Origin of the sequence: Streptomyces sp. BK022, assembly GCF_004217355.1 — a bacterium.
Lineage (GTDB): Bacteria > Actinomycetota > Actinomycetes > Streptomycetales > Streptomycetaceae > Streptomyces > Streptomyces griseoluteus.
This window is the reverse complement of record NZ_SHKU01000003.1, coordinates 107,596-126,446: the sequence shown is the minus strand read 5'-3', so window position 1 is coordinate 126,446 and position 18,851 is coordinate 107,596. Positions and strand designations below refer to the sequence as shown.

The 18,851-nt window shown below is 70.4% G+C and carries 20 protein-coding genes; 6 read left to right on the top strand and 14 right to left on the bottom strand.

Annotated elements, in window-relative coordinates; genetic code table 11:
• The first annotated feature begins 2 nt into the window (after positions 1-2).
• Entirely contained in the window at positions 3-974 is a 972-nt protein-coding gene (locus EV284_RS12080) for an ATP-binding cassette domain-containing protein (protein ID WP_130333203.1), read from the top strand.
• Between the two features lie 9 nt (positions 975-983).
• The gene (locus EV284_RS12075) at positions 984-1,724 is read left to right on the top strand and encodes a DUF1707 domain-containing protein (RefSeq protein ID WP_130333201.1); all 741 of its coding nucleotides are present in this window, start codon (positions 984-986) and stop codon (positions 1,722-1,724) included.
• Positions 1,725-1,727: 3 nt separating this feature from the next.
• Here the strand turns inward: EV284_RS12075 and EV284_RS12070 are convergent, their stop codons facing one another.
• From EV284_RS12070 to EV284_RS12060, 3 genes are all read right to left on the bottom strand, one after another.
• The gene (locus EV284_RS12070; protein ID WP_130333199.1) at positions 1,728-2,129 is read right to left on the bottom strand and encodes a hypothetical protein; all 402 of its coding nucleotides are present in this window, start codon (positions 2,127-2,129) and stop codon (positions 1,728-1,730) included.
• Positions 2,130-2,266: 137 nt separating this feature from the next.
• The gene (rph, locus tag EV284_RS12065; protein ID WP_130333197.1) at positions 2,267-3,004 is read right to left on the bottom strand and encodes a ribonuclease PH; all 738 of its coding nucleotides are present in this window, start codon (positions 3,002-3,004) and stop codon (positions 2,267-2,269) included.
• A gap of 89 nt (positions 3,005-3,093) precedes the next feature.
• Entirely contained in the window at positions 3,094-3,327 is a 234-nt protein-coding gene (locus EV284_RS12060) for a PTS glucose/sucrose transporter subunit IIB (RefSeq protein WP_030810845.1), read from the bottom strand.
• Positions 3,328-3,587: 260 nt separating this feature from the next.
• On the opposite strand from EV284_RS12060, the gene EV284_RS12055 reads away from it, so the two are divergent.
• On the top strand, positions 3,588-4,853 hold the full coding sequence (locus tag EV284_RS12055; RefSeq protein WP_130333195.1) for a PTS transporter subunit EIIC: 1,266 nt from the start codon (positions 3,588-3,590) through the stop codon (positions 4,851-4,853).
• A 66-nt stretch (positions 4,854-4,919) separates the two neighbouring features.
• Here the strand turns inward: EV284_RS12055 and EV284_RS12050 are convergent, their stop codons facing one another.
• A complete protein-coding gene (locus EV284_RS12050) occupies positions 4,920-5,672 on the bottom strand; it encodes an MBL fold metallo-hydrolase (protein ID WP_130333193.1) in 753 nt (250 codons plus the stop codon).
• Between the two features lie 216 nt (positions 5,673-5,888).
• Between EV284_RS12050 and EV284_RS12045 the strand changes: the two genes are divergently transcribed.
• Positions 5,889-6,368, top strand: coding sequence for a type II toxin-antitoxin system PemK/MazF family toxin (locus EV284_RS12045; RefSeq protein ID WP_130333191.1), 480 nt, complete (start codon positions 5,889-5,891; stop codon positions 6,366-6,368).
• A gap of 45 nt (positions 6,369-6,413) precedes the next feature.
• On the opposite strand, the gene EV284_RS12040 is transcribed toward EV284_RS12045, so the two are convergent.
• The 8 genes from EV284_RS12040 to clpS all read right to left on the bottom strand — a co-directional run bounded on the left by EV284_RS12040 (position 6,414) and on the right by clpS (position 13,779).
• Complete coding sequence (locus EV284_RS12040) at positions 6,414-6,896, bottom strand: hypothetical protein (RefSeq protein ID WP_347402190.1); 483 nt, start codon at positions 6,894-6,896, stop codon at positions 6,414-6,416.
• A 102-nt stretch (positions 6,897-6,998) separates the two neighbouring features.
• On the bottom strand, positions 6,999-8,807 hold the full coding sequence (locus EV284_RS12035) for a S53 family peptidase (RefSeq protein WP_130333187.1): 1,809 nt from the start codon (positions 8,805-8,807) through the stop codon (positions 6,999-7,001).
• 305 nt (positions 8,808-9,112) lie between these two features.
• Positions 9,113-10,063 (bottom strand): cysteine synthase, encoded by a 951-nt coding sequence (locus tag EV284_RS12030; RefSeq protein WP_130333185.1) that lies wholly within the window; start codon positions 10,061-10,063, stop codon positions 9,113-9,115.
• 17 nt (positions 10,064-10,080) lie between these two features.
• Entirely contained in the window at positions 10,081-10,359 is a 279-nt protein-coding gene (locus EV284_RS12025) for a MoaD/ThiS family protein (RefSeq protein WP_030810866.1), read from the bottom strand.
• Positions 10,360-10,521: 162 nt separating this feature from the next.
• Positions 10,522-10,944, bottom strand: coding sequence for a M67 family metallopeptidase (locus tag EV284_RS12020; RefSeq protein WP_086694341.1), 423 nt, complete (start codon positions 10,942-10,944; stop codon positions 10,522-10,524).
• Between the two features lie 143 nt (positions 10,945-11,087).
• On the bottom strand, positions 11,088-12,506 hold the full coding sequence (locus EV284_RS12015; RefSeq protein ID WP_130333183.1) for an amino acid permease: 1,419 nt from the start codon (positions 12,504-12,506) through the stop codon (positions 11,088-11,090).
• 336 nt (positions 12,507-12,842) lie between these two features.
• Positions 12,843-13,451: a DUF2017 domain-containing protein gene (locus EV284_RS12010; protein WP_130333181.1), complete on the bottom strand. Its 609-nt coding sequence runs from the start codon at positions 13,449-13,451 to the stop codon at positions 12,843-12,845.
• A gap of 10 nt (positions 13,452-13,461) precedes the next feature.
• Positions 13,462-13,779 carry an ATP-dependent Clp protease adapter ClpS gene (gene clpS / locus EV284_RS12005; RefSeq protein WP_031182609.1) on the bottom strand — a complete coding sequence of 106 codons (318 nt, stop codon included), beginning with the start codon at positions 13,777-13,779 and terminating at the stop codon, positions 13,462-13,464.
• A gap of 57 nt (positions 13,780-13,836) precedes the next feature.
• Here clpS and EV284_RS12000 point away from each other — a divergent pair, with 57 nt between their 5' ends.
• Positions 13,837-15,183, top strand: a complete 1,347-nt coding sequence (locus tag EV284_RS12000) for a nicotinate phosphoribosyltransferase (RefSeq protein ID WP_130333179.1) — start codon at positions 13,837-13,839, stop codon at positions 15,181-15,183.
• A 59-nt stretch (positions 15,184-15,242) separates the two neighbouring features.
• Positions 15,243-15,836 carry an isochorismatase family protein gene (locus EV284_RS11995; protein WP_130333177.1) on the top strand — a complete coding sequence of 198 codons (594 nt, stop codon included), beginning with the start codon at positions 15,243-15,245 and terminating at the stop codon, positions 15,834-15,836.
• 179 nt (positions 15,837-16,015) lie between these two features.
• Here the strand turns inward: EV284_RS11995 and EV284_RS11990 are convergent, their stop codons facing one another.
• Both EV284_RS11990 and EV284_RS11985 read right to left on the bottom strand, forming a co-directional pair.
• On the bottom strand, positions 16,016-16,321 hold the full coding sequence (locus tag EV284_RS11990; RefSeq protein ID WP_130333175.1) for a hypothetical protein: 306 nt from the start codon (positions 16,319-16,321) through the stop codon (positions 16,016-16,018).
• Positions 16,322-16,442: 121 nt separating this feature from the next.
• Complete coding sequence (locus EV284_RS11985; protein ID WP_130333173.1) at positions 16,443-18,800, bottom strand: immune inhibitor A domain-containing protein; 2,358 nt, start codon at positions 18,798-18,800, stop codon at positions 16,443-16,445.
• Positions 18,801-18,851 lie beyond the last annotated feature (51 nt).

The window sequence follows — 18,851 nt, the reverse complement described above, 5'->3', positions numbered from 1 at the left end:
TGATGGCGGACGACGAGGAGTTCATCGCGCTGGAGAAGGTCGGCAAGGTCTTCGAGGTGCGCAAGAAGACGGGGTTCCTGAAGCGGGAGCGGCGCGAGGTGCGGGCGGTGGACTCGATCTCGTTCACCGTGGCGCGCGGCGAGATGGTCGGCTACATCGGGCCGAACGGCGCGGGCAAGTCGACCACCATCAAGATGCTGACCGGCATCCTCACCCCGAGCTCGGGCCGGCTGCGGGTGGCCGGGATCGACCCCTCGCGGGAACGGACCCGGCTGGCGTCCCGGATCGGGGTGGTGTTCGGGCAGCGGACGACCCTGTGGTGGGACCTGCCGCTGGCCGACTCCTACCGCCTGGCGCACCGCATGTACCGGATTCCGGATGCCCGGTACCGGGAGAACCTGGCCCGCTGCGTCGAACTCCTGGAGCTGGGCGACCTGTTGGACGTCCCTGTACGCCAGCTCTCGCTCGGCCAGCGGATGCGCGGCGACATCGCGGCCGCCCTGCTGCACGACCCCGAGGTGCTGTACCTGGACGAGCCGACGATCGGTCTGGACGTCGTCTCCAAGGCGAAGGTGCGCGGCTTCCTGAAGGAGCTGAACGCCGAGCGCGGCACGACCGTCCTGCTCACCACCCACGACCTGACGGACATCGAGCAGTTGTGCTCGCGGGTGATGGTGATCGACCACGGCCGCCTGGTGTACGACGGTTCGCTGACCGGGCTGCACGCGGCCGGGGAGGGTGAGCGGACGCTGGTGGTGGACCTGGAGCGGGAGCTGCCGCCGGTCGAGGTGCCCTCGGCGCGGGTGGTGCGGGTGGAGGGGCCACGCCAGTGGCTGACGTTCCCGGCGGGGCAGTCGGCAGCGCCTCTGGTGGCCCATCTCGCCGCCGTCTACCCCCTGGTGGACCTCTCCGTCCGCGAACCCGACATCGAGGCCGTCATCGCCAAGATGTACGCGGAGAGGGCCGTCTCGTAGTCTGCTGTCATGACCGACGACGCCGCACCGGACCGCCGTTCCCCCGGTCCCGTTCCGGACCTCCGCGCCTCGGACGCCGACCGGGAGCGGGTCGCCGAGATCCTCCGGGACGGCCTGGCCGAAGGCCGCCTGGACATGGCCGAGTTCGAGGAGCGGCTGGAGTCGGCGTACCGGGCCCGCACCTACGGCGAGCTGGCCCCGCTGACCCGTGACCTCCCGGCCACCCCGGCCGCCGCTCCCCCGGTATCCTTCGCCAAGCGACCGGTCGCGGACGGGAGTTGGGCGTCCCGGATCGTCGGCGGCGAGGGCAGCTCGACCGGGGCGGTGGCGGTGCTGTCCGGGTTCCAGCGCAAGGGGCGCTGGACGATGCCGAAGAAGTTCACCTGCTTCGCCTTCATGGGCGGCGGGGAGATCGACCTGCGCGAGGCGTTCTTCGCGGACCGCGAGGTCGAGATCAACTGCGTGGCCGTCATGGGCGGTCTGGAAGTGATCGTGCCGCCGGGGGTCGAGGTCGTCGTGCGCGGCATCGGCATCATGGGCGGCTTCGAGCACCTGGACCCGGACGAGCCCGGCGATCCGGGGGCGCCGCGCGTGGTCATCAGCGGGTTCGCGTTCTGGGGCGGGGTCGGCGTGGAGCGCAAGCTCACGCGGGCCGAGCGGCAACGGCTGAAGGAGCTGCGCCGCCAGGACCGCCTGGACCGCCGCGAGGCCCGGCAGGAACTCCGCCGGGGCCGCCGCGACGGGCGCTGAGCGCTACGGCGTGCAGACCTTGGTGAGTTCACCGGCCGCGTCGGTGACCGGGCGGACGTCCGGGGTGCTGTCACCGTTCCTGACGGCGGTCCGGACATGGGAGACCGCCGCGTTCAGGTCGTCCACGGCCTGGTTGACGTCGGCGTCGTCCGTGCGGTCGCCGATCCGGTCGAGGTTCCGCTCTATGGAGTCCAGCGAGGCGTCCGTCCGCGCGGGGTCGTTCGCGGCGTTCTCCACGGCCTGCTGGAGTTCGGTGACGCTGTCCGCGATCGAGTCGGCGGTCTGCACGCAGTCCAGGGCCTTGTTCACCGCGTCGCAGCCGGTGGTGAGGCCCATGGTGAGCGCGGCTGCCGCGAGCGCGGCGATGGCGGTGGCGGTGGTACGGCGTCGGCGGCCGGCGGCCATGCGGTGTCCCTCCCCAGGTACGGCTGGCCGGGCGCGCGGGATCGAGCCGCGCGCCCGTACCGTCCAAGACGCCGTCCGCCGGGGCGGGGTTGCCTGGGGAGAGCCGGCTTTTTGGGGTGCCCTTTACCCGGCCGGCGCTACTCGGGAAGGGTCAGCGCGAGGGCGGCCCGCTGGAACTCGGTGAGTTCGGCGCAGCCGGCCACACCCAGGTCGAGCAGGGCGTTCAGTTCCTCGCGGGCGAAGGGCTCGGCCTCGGCGGTGCCCTGGATCTCGACGAAGCGGCCGTCGCCGGTGCAGACCACGTTCATGTCGGTCTCGGCGCGGACGTCCTCCTCGTAGCAGAGGTCGAGCAGCGGGACGCCGTCCACGATGCCGACCGAGACGGCGCCGACGGTGCCGGTGAGCGGCTGGCGGTTCGCCTTGATCAGCTTCTTGCGCTGGGCCCAGGCGACGGCGTCGGCGAGGGCGACGTAGGCGCCGGTGATGGCGGCGGTGCGGGTGCCGCCGTCGGCCTGGAGGACGTCGCAGTCCAGGACGATGGTGTTCTCGCCGAGCGCCTTGTAGTCGATGACGGCGCGCAGCGAGCGGCCGATGAGGCGGGAGATCTCGTGCGTGCGCCCGCCGATCCGGCCGCGGACCGACTCGCGGTCGCCGCGGGTGTTGGTGGAGCGGGGCAGCATGGAGTACTCGGCGGTGACCCAGCCCTCGCCGCTGCCCTTGCGCCAGCGGGGGACGCCTTCGGTGACGCTGGCGGTGCAGAACACCTTGGTGTCGCCGAAGGAGACGAGGACGGAGCCCTCGGCGTGCTTGCTCCAGCCGCGTTCGATGGTGACGGGGCGGAGCTGTTCGGGGGTGCGGCCGTCGATGCGAGACATGCGGGTGAGCCTATCGGGAGTGACGCGAGGGGCTCCTCCCCCATGGGAAGAAGCCCCTCGTGCCGGTGAGCCGCCGCCAAGCGGACGGCTCACATCATGTCTTCGATCTCCGCGGCGATCGGGTCGGCGTCGGTGCCGATGACGACCTGGATGGCGGTGCCCATCTTCACGACACCGTGCGCGCCGGCGGCCTTCAGGGCGGCCTCGTCGACGAGCGACGCGTCGTGGACCTCGGTACGCAGGCGGGTGATGCAGCCCTCGACCTCGTCGATGTTGTCGATGCCGCCGAGCCCGGCGACGATCTTCTCAGCCTTGGTGGCCATGTTCCTTCTCCCTGGTCCGAACCGGTCCGAACGAGAACCGTCCGAAGACTGGTCTACACCACCAAGGGGAACCCCACCAAACCGCCCCCCGGCCCCCGCGGGTCCGGCACTCCGCGTAGCCCCGCGATCGCTATTTCACGGGTTCCTTATATCCGTGCCATCGTGCTACAACAGGTCTACACCACAAGTGGTGTAGACCACAGACGCTGCCGTCCCCTTCCACGGGTCCAGGGCGGCGCCCTGCCCATCTGGAGGAAGTTGTGACCACGGCCAGCGCCGCGCCCCCGGCCGAGAAGAAGAGGGGCGCCAAGGTGATGGGTGTCCTCCAGCGGATCGGCCGCAGCCTGATGCTGCCGGTCGCGGTGCTTCCCGCCGCCGCCCTCCTGGTGCGGCTCGGCAACGCCGACATGCTGGGTGACCCCTCCTACCCGGCGTTCCTCACCAAGATCGCCTCCTTCATGGCGGCGGGCGGCAACGCGATCCTGGACAACATGGCGCTGCTGTTCGCGGTGGGCATCGCCATCGGCTTCGCCAAGAAGTCGGACGGCTCCACGGCGCTCGCCGCGGTCGTCGGCTATCTGGTCTTCAAGAACGTGCTGGCCACGTTCACCGACAAGAACCTGCCGAAGGTGGCCACCGCCGTCGACGGCAAGGTCGTCATGGTGAACGCGCCGGTGGACGCCAAGGTCCTCGGCGGCGTGGTGATGGGCATCGTCGTCGCCCTGCTCTACCAGCGCTTCTACCGCACCAAGCTGCCCGACTGGGCCGGCTTCTTCGGCGGCCGCCGCCTGGTGCCGATCCTCTCCGCGCTCGCCGGTCTGCTGATCGGCATCGTCTTCGGCTACGTCTGGCCGGTGCTCGGCACGGGTCTGCACAACTTCGGTGAGTGGCTGGTCGGCTCGGGCGCCGTCGGCGCCGGCATCTTCGGTGTCGCCAACCGCGCGCTGATCCCGATCGGCATGCACCACCTGCTGAACTCGTTCCCGTGGTTCCAGGCCGGTGACTACGAGGGCAAGAGCGGCGACATCGCGCGCTTCCTCGCCGGTGACCCGCACGCGGGCCAGTTCATGACCGGCTTCTTCCCGATCATGATGTTCGCGCTGCCCGCCGCCTGCCTCGCCATCGTGCACTGCGCCCGCCCCGAGCGCCGCAAGGTCGTCGGCGGCATGATGTTCTCCCTCGCGCTGACCTCCTTCGTCACCGGTGTCACCGAGCCGATCGAGTTCACCTTCATGTTCATCGCCCCGGTGCTGTACGCGATCCACGCGGTGCTCACCGGTGTCTCCATGGCCCTGACCTGGTCGCTGGGCATGCGGGACGGCTTCGGCTTCTCGGCCGGCGCGGTGGACTTCTTCCTGAACCTGGGCATCGCCTCCAACCCGTGGGGCCTGGTCCTGGTGGGTCTGTGCTTCGCGGTCGTCTACTACGTGGTCTTCCGCTTCGCCATCACCAAGTGGAACCTCCCCACGCCGGGCCGTGAGTCCGACGAGGAGCTGGCCGAGCTGCAGAAGGCCGAGGCCAAGTAACCCGGCCGACGTACGCGTAAGGCCCCGGAACCTGTTGAGGTTCCGGGGCCTTCGTCGTGCTCGGGCCTACAGCTCGTAGGTCATCCGGGGCATCGCCAGTTCCACCCGGCCGGCGAAGGTCGCGCGGGCGTCGGCCAGGTTGACCTCGGGGTCGGTCCACGGCGGGATGTGGGTGAGGACCAGCATGCGGGCGCCCGCGCGGGTGGCGGTCTCCCCGGCCTCACGGCCGTTGAGGTGCAGGTCGGGGATGTTCTCCTTGCCGTGCGTGAAGGCCGCCTCGCACAGGAGGAGGTCGGCGTCCCGCGCCAGCTCGTCCAGCGCCTCGCTGACCCCGGTGTCCCCGGAGTACGTCAGGGACTTGCCCCCGTGCTCGATCCGGATCGCGTACGCCTCGACCGGGTGCCGCACCCGCTCGGTGTGCACGGTGAAGGGGCCGATCTCGAAGGTGGACGGCTTCACCGTGTGGAAGTCGAAGACCTCGCTCATGGAGGACGCGGACGGCGTGTCGGCGTACGCCGTGGTCAGCCGGTGCTCGGTGCCCTCGGGACCGTAGACCGGGATCGGCTCGCAGCGGCCGCCATCGTGCCGGTAGTAGCGCGCCACGAAGTACGCGCACATGTCGATGCAGTGATCGGCGTGCAGGTGGCTGAGGAAGATCGCGTCGAGGTCGTACAGACCGATGTGGCGCTGCAATTCGCCGAGGGCGCCGTTGCCCATGTCGAGGAGCAGCCGGAAGCCGTCGGCCTCGACGAGGTAGCTCGAACAGGCCGATTCCGCGGACGGGAACGACCCCGAGCAGCCGACGACGGTGAGCTTCATGGAGCGGAAACCTCCGTGGGCAGAAGCGGGTCGGGAAGCAGCAGGGCATGGTTGTGCGGTTCGTCGAGCGTAAGGCGCGAAAGCACGGGTCGCTCCTTCGCCAGGGGCCGTTGTGGGCGAACTCACCTGTGCTGTCACCGGTTCGGCTGGACCGGGGGCGCATGGGTATCAGCCGGGGGCGCGCGGCTGACGGCGCACGCCGGTAACGTCTGCCGCATGGACACGACCTGGTGGCTCGCGCTGGTGGCGGTACTCCTGCTGGCCCTGGTCGCCACGCTGGTGGACGGCTGGGGACGCGGTCACCGGCCGCGCGGGCGGCGGCTGCGGCCCCCCGGCCGGCCCGCGCCCCGGCCCCGACCGCGGGACCGGGCACGGAATCTGACGGACCGTCCGCGGCCGGGCGACATCTGGTGGGCCGACGTGCCCTACGAGGACCGGCCGGAGTCCAAGGACCGGCCGTGTCTGGTGCTGTCCGTGCGCGGCGACCGGGTCACGGTCGCGAAGATCACCAGCAAGGACCACGACCGGCGCGCGGGGGTCATCCCGCTGCCGCCCGGTTCGGTGGGCGACGCCCAGGACCGCCCCAGCTTCCTGCGCACCGACGAGGTGCGCGAGGTGCGGGTGCGGGACTTCCGGCGCCGGGTCGGCACCGTCGACCCGGCGCTGTGGGACCAGGTGCGCCGACTCACGCGCTAGCCGGCGGGACGGGGAGCGCCCGGCGACCGCGCCCCCTGCCGGTGGCTAGCCGATCCGCACGGTGACGCGGAACTCCTGGACACCCTTGCAGGAGACCCCGTCCGGTGTGGTGGGCCGGGCGCACAGCGGGCGGCTGGAGGTCAGCTGGACGGTGCCGGCGGCGACCGCGCGGTAGGCGGCGGTGGCGTCACCCGGCTGGAGGACGAGCCCGGCGTTGATCGCGGTCAGCGCGTGGCCGCTCGCCCGGACCGGCTGCCAGGGGCGGGACTTGGTGCCGTCCAGGGTGAGCCGGAGCTCGCCGCCGCGCTTGAGGCACACGGTCTTCCCGGTGGCGGAGGAGGTCAGCAGCGCCTGGTCCGCGCAGCCGCCGGAGCGCGAGGGAACGGCGGACGGCTTGGCCGACGCCGAGGGCGTGGACTCGCCCCGGCAGCCCGCGAGCAGCAGGAGCAGGGCCGTCGCCGCGAGGGCGCGGGACGTCGTACGGCGCATGGGGTCCGCCTCTCCGTCGTGGCCGGTGCCGTTCGGCACCGCTGGTGATGTGACGTATCACCGGCGCGATCGGCTCCCGGGAGACGCGCGTGTCCCGCGCGCGGACGGCTTCCGCGCGCGGGACGGGGGTGCTGGTGCGGTTCAGCTCGTGGTGACGGCGGTGTCGTCCACGACGAAGCTGGTCTGCTGGGAGGAGTCCTCCGCGCCGCTGAACTTCAGGGTGACCGTCTGGCCCGCGAAGGACGACAGGTCGAAGGTCTTCTGCGCGTACCCGGAGGCGGCGTTGACGTTGGAGTACGTCGCCAGGGTGGTCGAACCGGCGGTCACGGTCAGCTTGTCGTAGGCGGTGCTGCCCGTCTCGGCGGTGTCGATGTGCAGGTAGAAGGTGAGGCCGGCCCGGCAGCCGGCGGGGATCGTCACCGACTGGGAGAGCGTGTCGGTGTGGGCCGAGCCGTAGCCGTCGAGCCACGCCTTGTACGAACCGGCGTGCGCGGCCTCGCCACTGTCGGTGTTGATGACCCCGCTGCTGGCGGTCCAGGTGGTGTTGCCGGACTCGAAGCCGGGGTTGCCGAGCAGCTGCGCCGGGGTGCAGGTGCCGCCGCCCCCGCCGCCGCCGGAGGTGAAGGCGGCCGTGCCGTTGGGGGTGCCCCAGCCGGTCGGGCCGTCGTAGCCGGCGCGCGCGGTGCAGAAGTAGGAGGTGGTGCAGGAGCCGTTGCTGCCGCTGGTCACGTCGTTGAGGTTCGCCGTGTGGCTGTACGGGTACTGCGCCGGGTAGTCCGTGGCGCCCGGGGTGCCCGCCAGCGCGTAGACGCCGGCGATGATCGGGGCGGAGGCGCTGGTGCCGCCGTAGACCGCCCAGCCGGAGCCGCCGAAGGTGTCGTAGACGGCGACACCGGTGGCCGGGTCGGCGACGGCGGAGACGTCGGACTCCATGCGCTTGGCGCAGCCGGTGTCGGTCTGCCAGGTCGGCTTCGGGTCGTAGGCGGAGCAGCCGGAGCCGGTGCCCTCGGTGGAGCTGGTGTGCCAGACGGACTCGCTCCAGCCGCGGGAGTTGGCCGCGGTGGTGAGCGCGGTACCACCGACGGCGGTCACGTACTGCGAGGTCGCCGGGTACTCGGCGCCGTAGGCGGAGTCACCGGCGGAGACGGTGATGGCGACGCCCGGGTGCTTGAAGTACTGGGTGTCCTCGGTGGTCTGGGAGGACGCCTCGGAGCCGCCCCAGCTGTTGGAGACGAACTTGGCGCCCAGCGAGACGGCCTCGTTCTCGGCGATGCCGAGGTCGGTGTCGTTGGCGGAGTTGGCCTCGACCAGGATGATCTTGCAGTTGGGGCAGACCGCGCTGACCATGTCGATGTCCAGCGCCTCCTCACCCGCCCAGCCCGTGTCGTTGGCGGGCAGCGAGGTGGTGGAGCCGGTCTGGCTGACCTGCTTGAAGCAGCCGTTGGCCTTGGTGCAGGAGGACAGGCCGTAGGTGGAGCGGTACGTGCCCAGGTCGGCCTCGGCGTTGGGGTCGTTGTAGGCGTCGACCACGGCGACCGTCATGCCGGAACCGCCGGTGGAGGGCAGGTTGTAGGCGCTGTGCAGGTTGGCCGGGGAGAGTCCGGAGGGGGTGGCGGCGGCGAGGGCGGAGGCCAGCCGCTGCTTGATGTCGGTGCGGCGCTGGGCGAAGCAGGACGCCTGGCCGGGATGGGCGGTGGCGCACAGATGGGTGGTGGGGACCTGCTGGCCGGCCTTGCCCGTGGGGTGGAAGGTCTGCCGGTCCGGGTCGGTCAGCGCCTTGTGGTTCTGGGTGGCGTGCGAGGTGGCGGGGGATGTGGCCGGGGCGGCGGGTCCGGCCGAGGCCGTGGGGGCCGAAGTGAATCCGGCGACGGAGAGGGCGAGGGCGGGGAGGGCGACGGCGAGGAGTCTGGGCAGACTCCGTCTCCGCCCGCCGGTGCGTGTCTCACGCATGGGGAAGTGCCTCCATGGGAAGTGGGGGTTCTCGCACTGGACTGGCAGGCACGTGACGCGCGTAGCGGCGGCAGAGCGCGCGGTCATGGGCATGACATTCTCAGGCGTCCGGCATGCCGGTGAACGTGACATGACAGATCGCGGGAGGAACGTAGCCCCGGGGCGCCGAGGCCCGGCAGTACCGCACGGAAATCTTTGCCCCGCCATAGAAAGCGGTTGGCCCCCTCATAGGAGGGGGCTGACGCGATCTTGTGAGCTTCCCGGGTTTGACCGGAAGACGCCTTGCGGGGAACGGCCGGGGAGGGTCAGGCCCAGAGCTGGCCGTGCAGCGTCTCGACCGCCTCTTCGGTGGTCGCGGCGGTGTAGACCCCGGTCGAGAGGTACTTCCAGCCGCCGTCGGCGACGACGAAGACGATGTCGGCGCTCTCCCCCGCCTTGACCGCCTTGCCGCCCACCCCGAGCGCCGCGTGCAGCACCGCGCCGGTGGAGACGCCCGCGAAGATGCCCTCCTGCTGGAGGAGCTCACGGGTACGGGCCACCGCGTCCGCCGAGCCGACGGAGAACCGGGTGGTGAGCACCGAGGCGTCGTACAGCTCGGGCACGAAGCCCTCGTCGAGGTTGCGCAGGCCGTACACCAGGTCGTCGTAGCGCGGTTCGGCGGCGACGATCTTCACGTCCGGCTTCTGCTCGCGCAGGTAGCGGCCGACGCCCATCAGGGTGCCGGTGGTGCCGAGTCCGGCGACGAAGTGGGTGACGGAGGGCAGGTCGGCCAGGATCTCGGGGCCGGTGCCGGAGTAGTGGGCGCCCGCGTTGTCGGGGTTCCCGTACTGGTACAGCATCACCCAGTCCGGGTGCTCGGCGGCCAGTTCCTTGGCGACCCGCACCGCGGTGTTGGAGCCACCGGCCGCCGGCGACGGGATGATCTCCGCGCCCCACATGCCGAGCAGGTCACGGCGCTCGCGGGAGGTGTTCTCCGGCATCACGCACACCATGCGGTAGCCCTTGAGCTTGGCGGCCATGGCGAGCGAGATACCGGTGTTGCCCGAGGTGGGCTCCAGGATGGTGCAGCCGGGGGTGAGCCGGCCGTCCTTCTCCGCCTGCTCGATCATGTGCAGCGCGGGCCGGTCCTTGACCGAGCCGGTGGGGTTGCGGTCCTCCAGCTTGGCCCAGATCCGGACGTCGGGGGACGGCGAGAGCCGCGGCAGGCGCACCAGAGGGGTGTTGCCCACCGCGGCCAGCGGGGAGTCGTAACGCATCGGAGCGCGGCGGCCGGTCAGACCATGCCGCCGGCCACGGCCGGCAGGATGGTCACGGTGTCGCCGTCGGACAGCTTGGTGTCGATGCCGTCGACGAAGCGGACGTCCTCGTCGTTCAGGTACACGTTGACGAAGCGGCGCAGCTGGCCGCCGTCCACCACACGGCCCTGGATGCCCGCGTGCCGGGTCTCGAGGTCGGCGAACAGGTCGGCGAGGGTCTCCCCGGTGCCTTCGACCGCCTTCTGGCCGTCGGTGTACTGGCGGAGGATGGTCGGGATGCGGACCTCGATGGCCATGGTTGCGGGCTCCTGTTCGAAGGTGTTCGTCGGGGCTGCGGTTCGGTACGTCAGCAGAAGGCGCGCACCACAGTCAGAACCATGGGCTCATCGTATCGATTCCCGGTCCACCGACCGGAATCCCGTCCCGGATGGCGGACGGTTCGCGACCGGGGAGTGGGATCAGTACGCCTCGACGACCTTGACCTCTTCCTCGGTGACCGCTCCGTCCAGGATGCGGAACGAGCGGAACTGGAAGTCGCCGAGGCCGTCGGCGTCCGCCGTGGAGACCAGGACGTAGTGCGCGCCGGGCTCGTTCGCGTAGCCGATGTCGGTGCGGGAGGGGTACGCCTCGGTGGCGGTGTGGGAGTGGTAGATCACCACCGGCTCCTCGTCGCGGTCGTCCATCTCCCGGTAGAGCTTCAGCAGGTCCTGGGAGTCGAACTCGTAGAACGTGGGCGAGCGCGCGGCGTTCAGCATCGGGATGAACCGCTCGGGGCGCCCGGTGCCCTCCGGCCCGGCCACCACACCGCACGCCTCGTCGGGGTGGTCCTCGCGGGCGTGGGCGACGATCCGGTCGTACAGGTCCTGGGTGATGGTCAGCATGCGGGCCAGGATAGGGGGACGGGCCGTCCCGTACCGCAGTGCGGTACGGGACGGCCCGCATGGCGGACGCCTTGAGCGGCGGCCGCCGGGGGTGCCACGAGTACTCCCGACGGCCAGGCGTCCTGGATGGTCCCTTGGCGGGTCTAGCCCACCTTCTCCAGCGCCGGCTCGTCACGCTCGCCGCTCTGCGGCGTGCGGGACTTCATGATCTTCCAGCCGATGCCGAGCGCGACGGCCCAGACGGCCATCACGTACAGGCAGACGCGGGAGTCGGCATCGTACGCGATCAGACCGGTGACGAAGAGCAGGAAGACGATGGCGATGTACGAGCAGACCGAGCCGCCCGGCGCCGGGAAGGAGGAGGCGGGCAGCTTGCCCGCGACGACCTTGCGGCGGTAGAGCACGTGGCTGATCAGGATCATCAGCCAGGTCCAGATGCCCGCGGCGGTGGCGACGGAGGTGACGTAGCCGAACGCCTTCTCCGGGACCACGTAGTTCAGCACCACGCCGATGCCCATGAACAGCACCGAGACGGTGATGCCGAGCGCCGGGGTCTTGGTGGAGGACAGCTTGGCGAAGACCCGCGGGGCCTCGCCGTTGTCCGCCAGGGTGCGCAGCATGCGGCCCGTGGAGTACATGCCGGAGTTGCAGGAGGACAGGGCGGCGGTGAGGACGACGAAGTTCACGATGCCCGCGCCGGCCGGGATGCCGATCACCGCGAACGCCTTCACGAACGGGCTGACGCCCGGCGCGAACTCGGTCCACTTGACCACGCAGAGGATGACGGTGAGGGCACCGACGTAGAAGAGGGCGATGCGCCAGGGCAGCGTGTTGATCGCCTTGGGCAGCGTCTTCTCCGGGTCCTCGGACTCGCCGGCGGTGACGCCGACCAGCTCGACCGCGAGGTAGGCGAACATGACGCCCTGCAGGGTCATCAGCGAGGAGCCGATGCCCTTGGGGAAGAAGCCGTCGAACTGGTACAGGTTCGCCACCGAGGCGGTGTCGCCGGCGGCGCTGAAGCCGAAGGTCAGCACACCGAGGCCGATGATGATCATGCCGATCAGGGCGGTGACCTTGACCATCGAGAACCAGAACTCCAGCTCACCGAAGAGCTTCACGGAGATCAGGTTGACGCCGAACAGGACCACCAGGAAGACCAGCGCCGTGACCCACCGCGGGACGGCCGGGAACCAGTAGTTGACGTAGATGGCGGCGGCCGTCAGCTCGGCCATGCCGGTCACGACCCACATCAGCCAGTACGTCCAGCCGGTGAAGTAACCGAAGAAGTCGCCGAGGAACTCGCGCGAGTACTCGGCGAACGAGCCCGACACCGGGCGGTAGAGCAGCAGCTCGCCCAGGGCTCGCATGATGAAGAAGATGACCACGCCCGCGAGCGCGTACATGAGGATGAGGCTGGGACCGGCCTTGGCGATGTTCGCCCCGGCTCCCAGGAACAGACCGACTCCGACGGCGCCACCGATGGCGATCATCTGGACCTGCCGGCTGCCGAGCCCTCGCTCGTAACCCTCTTCAGGGGCTTCGGTGACCTTCTCAGAGGCCATGGTGGTGCGCCTTTCTCCATGCCGACCCGCGGCCTTCACTCGGCCTCGGATCGGGTCTCGATCCCCCCGGAACTGATGGAGTGAGCAGGCCAGTGACCCGCTCGTGCCTGGCCGGCGGTCGCCGGCTCGGTGGCGCACCCGGCCGGACATGGGTGGTGTCCGCCGGGCGATCGTGAAGATTTATCACGGCCGCAATATTGAGCAAAGGGGGGCCCTGTGGCGCACCACACAGGAAGAACCGGACAAAGTGTGCCCAAATGCGTCAAAAACGGCCGCAACGGTGACGCGATCGTTATCCGGAGTTGAGCGTCCTCTGAGCGAACGCGAAAGCGGCGTTCACGGCATCAGTGTCGAGACGAGGGTCTCCTGGAGGCCGCCGAGCCAGAGGTAGGCCAGCACCATGGGCTTGCGCGGGTCCTGGTCCGGGAGGCGGTACAGCGGGTCCGTGTCCTCCTCGTCCGAGATCTCCAGCCGGGAGCCGATGGCCAGGCGCAGGTCGTTCAGCGCGGAGAGCCACTGCCGGGACCGCTCGGGCGAGAGCTTGAGCACCGCCTCGCCGCCCTCGGCCGACGACGCGACCTGGTCCAGGGTGCGGATGACCGCGAGCGCGTTCTCCCGTTTGCCGGCCCGGAGGTCGTTCTCGGTGTAGCGGCGGAACTCGGCGGAGTGCGCGCGCCGCTCCTCGGCCTCGACCGGGTCGGCCGGCTCCTGTCCGGGGTCGGTGTAGGCGTCCGGGAACAGCCGGCGCAGCACCGGGTCGGCGGGCGGCTCGCTGGGGCCCTCGGCGAACAGCTCGGCGAGCGGATCGCCGCCGGCGTCCTCGGCGGGGCCGGGCCCGATCAGCTCCAGGAGCTGGACGGCCAGCGAGCGGATGATGGAGATCTCGACGTCGTCGAGCGCGACGGTCGCGCCGCCGCCGGGGAGCGGTTCGAAGTGTCCGGGCATCTGTGTCGGTTTACTTCCGGTCCTGCTGGAGGGTGGCCCACAGTCCGTAGCCGTGCATCGCCTGCACGTCGCGCTCCATCTCCTCGCGGCTCCCGCTGGAGACGACCGCCCGGCCCTTGTGGTGGACGTCGAGCATGAGCTCGGTGGCCTTGTCCTTCGAGTAGCCGAAGTACGTCTGGAAGACGTAGGTCACGTAGCTCATGAGGTTGACCGGATCATTGTGGACGATCGTGATCCAGGGGACGTCCGGCTCGGGTACGGCGAAGGTCTCCTCCGCCGATTCGGTGCGTTCGATCTCTACGGGCGCGGGTGACGTCACAACAGCCATGCTGCCACGCACCCCAGAAATCGTCACACTGACGAAATGGGAGTACGCTTCGTCGTCATGAACACAGCGGACCTTGGGCTGCCGGTCGAAGTCCCGTCGACGGCGCTCTTCACGGACCAGTACGAGCTGACCATGCTGCAAGCCGCCCTGAAGGCCGGGACGGCCGAGCGGCGCAGCGTGTTCGAGGTCTTCACCCGCCGCCTCCCGCACGGCCGCCGCTACGGCGTGGTCGCGGGCACCGGCCGGGTGCTGGACGCGGTGACGAACTTCCGGTTCGACGCGGCGATGCTCGCCTTCCTGGGCGAGCGGGGGATCGTCGACGAGCCGACCCTGAAGTGGCTGGCGGACTACCGCTTCCAGGGCGACATCTGGGGCTACCCCGAGGGCGAGGTGTACTTCCCCGGCTCGCCGCTGCTGCGGGTCGAGGGCAGCTTCGCGGAGTGCGTGCTGCTGGAGACGGTGATCCTCTCCATCCTCAACCACGACTCGGCCATCGCGGCCGCCGCCTCCCGGATGTCCTCCGCCGCGGGCGGTCGGCCGCTGATCGAGATGGGTGCCCGCCGCACCCATGAGCTGGCCGCCGTCGCCGCGGCGCGCGCCGCCTACGTGGGCGGTTTCGCCACCACCTCCGACCTCGCGGCGGGCTTCCGGTACGGCATCCCGACCGTGGGCACCTCCGCGCACGCCTTCACCCTGCTGCACGACCACGAGCGGGACGCCTTCCGCGCCCAGGTCGACGCCCTCGGCGCGGACACCACTCTGCTGGTGGACACCTACGACGTCGAGGAGGCCGTCCGTACGGCGGTGGAGGTGGCCGGTCCGGGGTTGGGCGCGGTGCGGATCGACTCGGGCGACCTGCTGCTGGTCGCGCACCGGGTGCGGCAGCAGCTCGACGAGCTCGGCGCGACGAAGACCCGGATCGTGGTCACCTCGGACCTGGACGAGTACGCCATCGCCTCGCTGGCGGCGGCTCCGGTGGACGCGTACGGCGTGGGCACGCAGCTGGTCACCGGCTCCGGGCATCCCACCTGCTCGATGGTCTACAAGCTGGTCGCCCGCGCCGAGTCCGCCGATCCGGCCGCCGAGCTGGTGCCGGTGGCGAAGAAGTCCAGCGGCGGGAAAACCTCCGTCGGCGGCCGCAAGTGGGCGGCACGGCGGCTGGACAAGTACGGGGTCGCGGAGGCCGAGGTCGTGGGCACCGGGCCGGTGCCCGAGGAGCTGGCCGACCGGCAGTTGCTGGTGGAGCTGATCAGGGCGGGCGAGGTCGTCGCCCGCGAGCCGCTGGACGCGGCGCGCGAGCGGCACATCGCGGCGCGGGGCAACCTTCCGCTGTCCGCGACGCAGCTCTCCCGCGGGGAGCCCGTCATTCCGACGGAGTACCTGCACCTGCCCTCGGGTAGCTAGTGCGGGAGGCCGGAAGTCTCTAGGCTCGATTCCTTGGACCCCACTCGAAGGACACCACCATGCGCCGCGCCTTGATCGTCGTTGACGTGCAGAACGACTTCTGCGAGGGGGGCAGTCTCGCGGTGGCGGGCGGCGCGGACGTGGCCGCCGCGATCACCGAGCTGATCGGCCAGGCGGCCGGGTCCGGGTACCGGCACGTGGTGGCCACCCGTGATCACCACATCGCGCCGGGCGGTCACTTCGCGGACAACCCGGACTACGTCCACTCCTGGCCCGCGCACTGCGTCGCGGGCACGGAGGGGGTGGGCTTCCACCCCAACTTCGCCCCGGCGGTCGCCTCCGGCGCGGTCGACGCGGTCTTCGACAAGGGCGCGTACTCCGCCGCGTACAGCGGCTTCGAGGGCACGGACGAGAACGGGGCCACTCTGGCGGACTGGCTGCGCGGGCGGGGCGTCGAAGAGGTCGACGTGGTCGGCATCGCCACGGACCACTGCGTACGGGCCACCGCCCTGGACGCGGCCGCGGAGGGTTTCCGCACGCACGTGCTGCTGGACCTGACGGCCGGGGTGGCCCAGGAGACCACGGCCCGCGCCCTGGAGTCCCTCCGCGAGGCAGGCGTCCACCTGACCGGCAAGCCGGTGGTCAACGCGTAGTACGACCGCGCGGGCCCGGCTGTAGCTGGCCGCGCAGTTCCCCGCGCCCCTGGGTCGGCGAGCCTGGACGGAGTCACGTGCGTGAACCGGCGTCCACCTGGAAGGCTCCGGCACAGCTGACCCACCTAAGGGGCGCGGGGAACTGCGCGACCAGCCATGACTGGCCCGCACCCGAGGGGCTACGGCTGAACCGCAGAGGATCGCAGCGCCCTGATCGGGCGCCACAGGCCCGTGCCCTCGGTCGGGGCCGTGCGCCATATGAGGCCGTCGGGGTGGTGGAGGACCGCGGTCACCTCGTCGGGGGTGGGCGGGGCGGTGTTGCCGCGCAGGAAGACGGACCACAGGCCGAGGTTTCGCAGCCGGGTCAGAGCCTTCGCGCGATTGCCCGCGTGGACCAGGACCCGGACGCCGGCGGCGCCGTGCGGCAGGTTCACCGCCACCACGACCGTCCCACCGGGCAGCTTGCAGAATCCTCCTGCGGCCATGCGGTCACATCCCCGTTCAGTCAGGTGTCAATAAGCGGTCCACAGGACGCACCTAAACACGATCGGCGGCGACCCGCTAGGGGGTCACCGCCGATACGTCTCTGACCTGCGAAGATGTCGCTTACTTCGCCGCGGGGCCGACTTCCAGCTCGATCGTGGAGCCGTCGTCCGCCTGCTTCTTGATCTTGATCTTGGTGTTGGTGTCAGTGACCTTCACGCCACCGGTGGGGTTCGACGGGTCCCAGTACGTGTGGGTGCGGTCGTCGAAGACCGACACCCCGTTCTGCGCCTTGATCTTCGTCACCTGGCCCGCCTTGTGCAGCGTGATCCCGTCCGTCGGGTCCAGCGAGAACGGCGAGTCGTACGCCTGCATCCGGTTGCGCAGCAGCGTGCCGTCGGACCACTTCAGCGCCTTCGGGTGGGCGTCGACCGGCAGGATCAGACCGGTACCGGGGTGCGCGTCCGCGTTGGTGTTGTTGTCCGCCTGGGAGGTGTCCCACTTCCAGATCAACAGGCCGTCCTGGTACGGGTAGTGCTCCACCCAGTCGGGCCGCTCGGTGCCGGCGAAGCCGAAGTTGTACGGGCCGACCTTCAGCGTCTTGTCGTACGACACGTACTGGCGGTTCTCCGCGAGGTAGTACTGCGCGTACTCCTTGGTGAAGGAGGCGCCGATGCGGGAGAACCCGGTCGCGGCCCAAGCGGCGTCGGCCGACTCGGCGTTGTCGGAGAACAGCGGGGTGCCGTCAGCGGTGACCGTGATCTCGTCGGCCGCGAAGCCCTTGAGCGCCACGCCGCCGTCGGTCTGGTAGCGGAAGCGGAGCTGGATCTTCTGGCCCGCGTAGGCGTCCAGCGAGTACGACAGCTTCTTGTAGCCGTCGACCGTGCCGGTCAGCGCGGGCTTGTCGGAGCCGTCGCGCGGGATCGGCTGGCCGTCCACCGTGCCGTCCAGGGCGGTCCAGTTGGCGCCGTCCGTGGAGACCTCGGCGTAGAGGTAGTCGTAACCGGCCTCGATGTCGTACCAGCCGTCCAGGCCCAGGGTGGCCTTGGACTTGCCGGTCAGGTCGACCGAACGGGTCAGCGTGTTCTTGAGGTTGTCACCGCTGCCGCTCCACCACTGGGTCGCGCCCTGGGCCGGGGTGACGATCTCGGTCTTGACCGCCTTGTCCGGCAGCGTGACCAGCAGGGCCTGGCGGTACTTGGTGTTGTACTCCGCGAGACCGAGCTTGTGCCAGGAGGAGACGCCCGCCTTGGCGGTGTCGTAGGTCAGCCAGCCGAGCTGGAGCTTGTCCCACGCGTTCATGTCGCCGGGCAGGTCACCGATGGAGTCCTTGCCGGTGCCGAGCCAGGAACCGGAGGACATCAGGGTCCAGAAACCGGTGGAGTTGTCGCCGCCGGCGGTGTCGTACTCGTCCGGCAGACCGAGGTCGTGGCCGTACTCGTGGGCGAAGACGCCGAGTCCGCCGTTCTCCGGCTGGATGGTGTAGTCGCCGACCCAGACGCCGGTGTCGCCGACCGGGGCGCCGCCGAGCTTGTTGCCGGCCGGGCCGGTCGCGCCCGCGTCGGTGCCGAACGCGTACCAGCGGTGCGCCCAGATGGCGTTCTCGCCCTCGGCGCCGCCGCCGGCGGACTCGTCCTCACCGGCGTGCACGATCTGGAAGTGGTCGACGTAGCCGTCCGGCTCGTTGAAGTTGCCGTCGCCGTCGTAGTCGTAGCGGTCCCACTGGTCGTACTGGGCCAGGTCGGCCTTGATGGCGGCGTCCGACTTGCCGGCCGCCTTCTGGCCGGCGACCCAGGACTTCAGACCGTCGCTGACCACGTTCCACACGCTGGTGCAGTTGGTCTGGCCGCAGGCGTTGTTGCCGTAACGGGCCTCGTTGTAGGGGACCTTGACCCAGTCCGAGACCTCGCCCTCGACCGAGTAGCGGCCCGAGGACTGCTTCTCGTAGTACTTCTTCAGCGACTCGGTCTTGGCACCGGTGCCGAAGTAGAGGTCCTGGTAGTGCTGCTGGTTGTAATCCGCCTGCCAGGCAGTGGAGTTGTCCTTCGTGCGGTCCGGCGCGGCGATCTTGTTGTGCAGCGGGCCGGGGGTGCCGCCGAACTTGGGGTCCGTCTGGTCCCCGAACTCCACCAGGATGGTGAAGATCTTGTCGGTCTTCTCCCGGCTCAGCTCGACGTACTTGCTGTCGCCCTTCTTGCTCTTGAGCTGGACGACCTTGGAGCCGTTGCGCTCCTGCGCCGTGGCCTTGCCGGCGATGAGCTGGTTCAGGGCCTCCTGGCGCTGAGCCTCCTGGGTCTTGCTCAGCGGGCCGTCGAGGTCGTGCTCCCGCTGTCCGGCCGGGGCCGGGTCGTGCCGGTTCTCGGCGGCCGGGCGGGCCATCGTGCCGGCCTCGGCCACGGCGAACGTGGCGAAGGTGGCGGATGACGCCGCGAGGGCCACGCCTATCGCCGCGGCTCTGAACGTCCAGGGTCTGCTGGTCACTTGAGATCCTCCCCCGCGCCGCGCGCACGGCAGGAGGGTTCCGGACCTTGG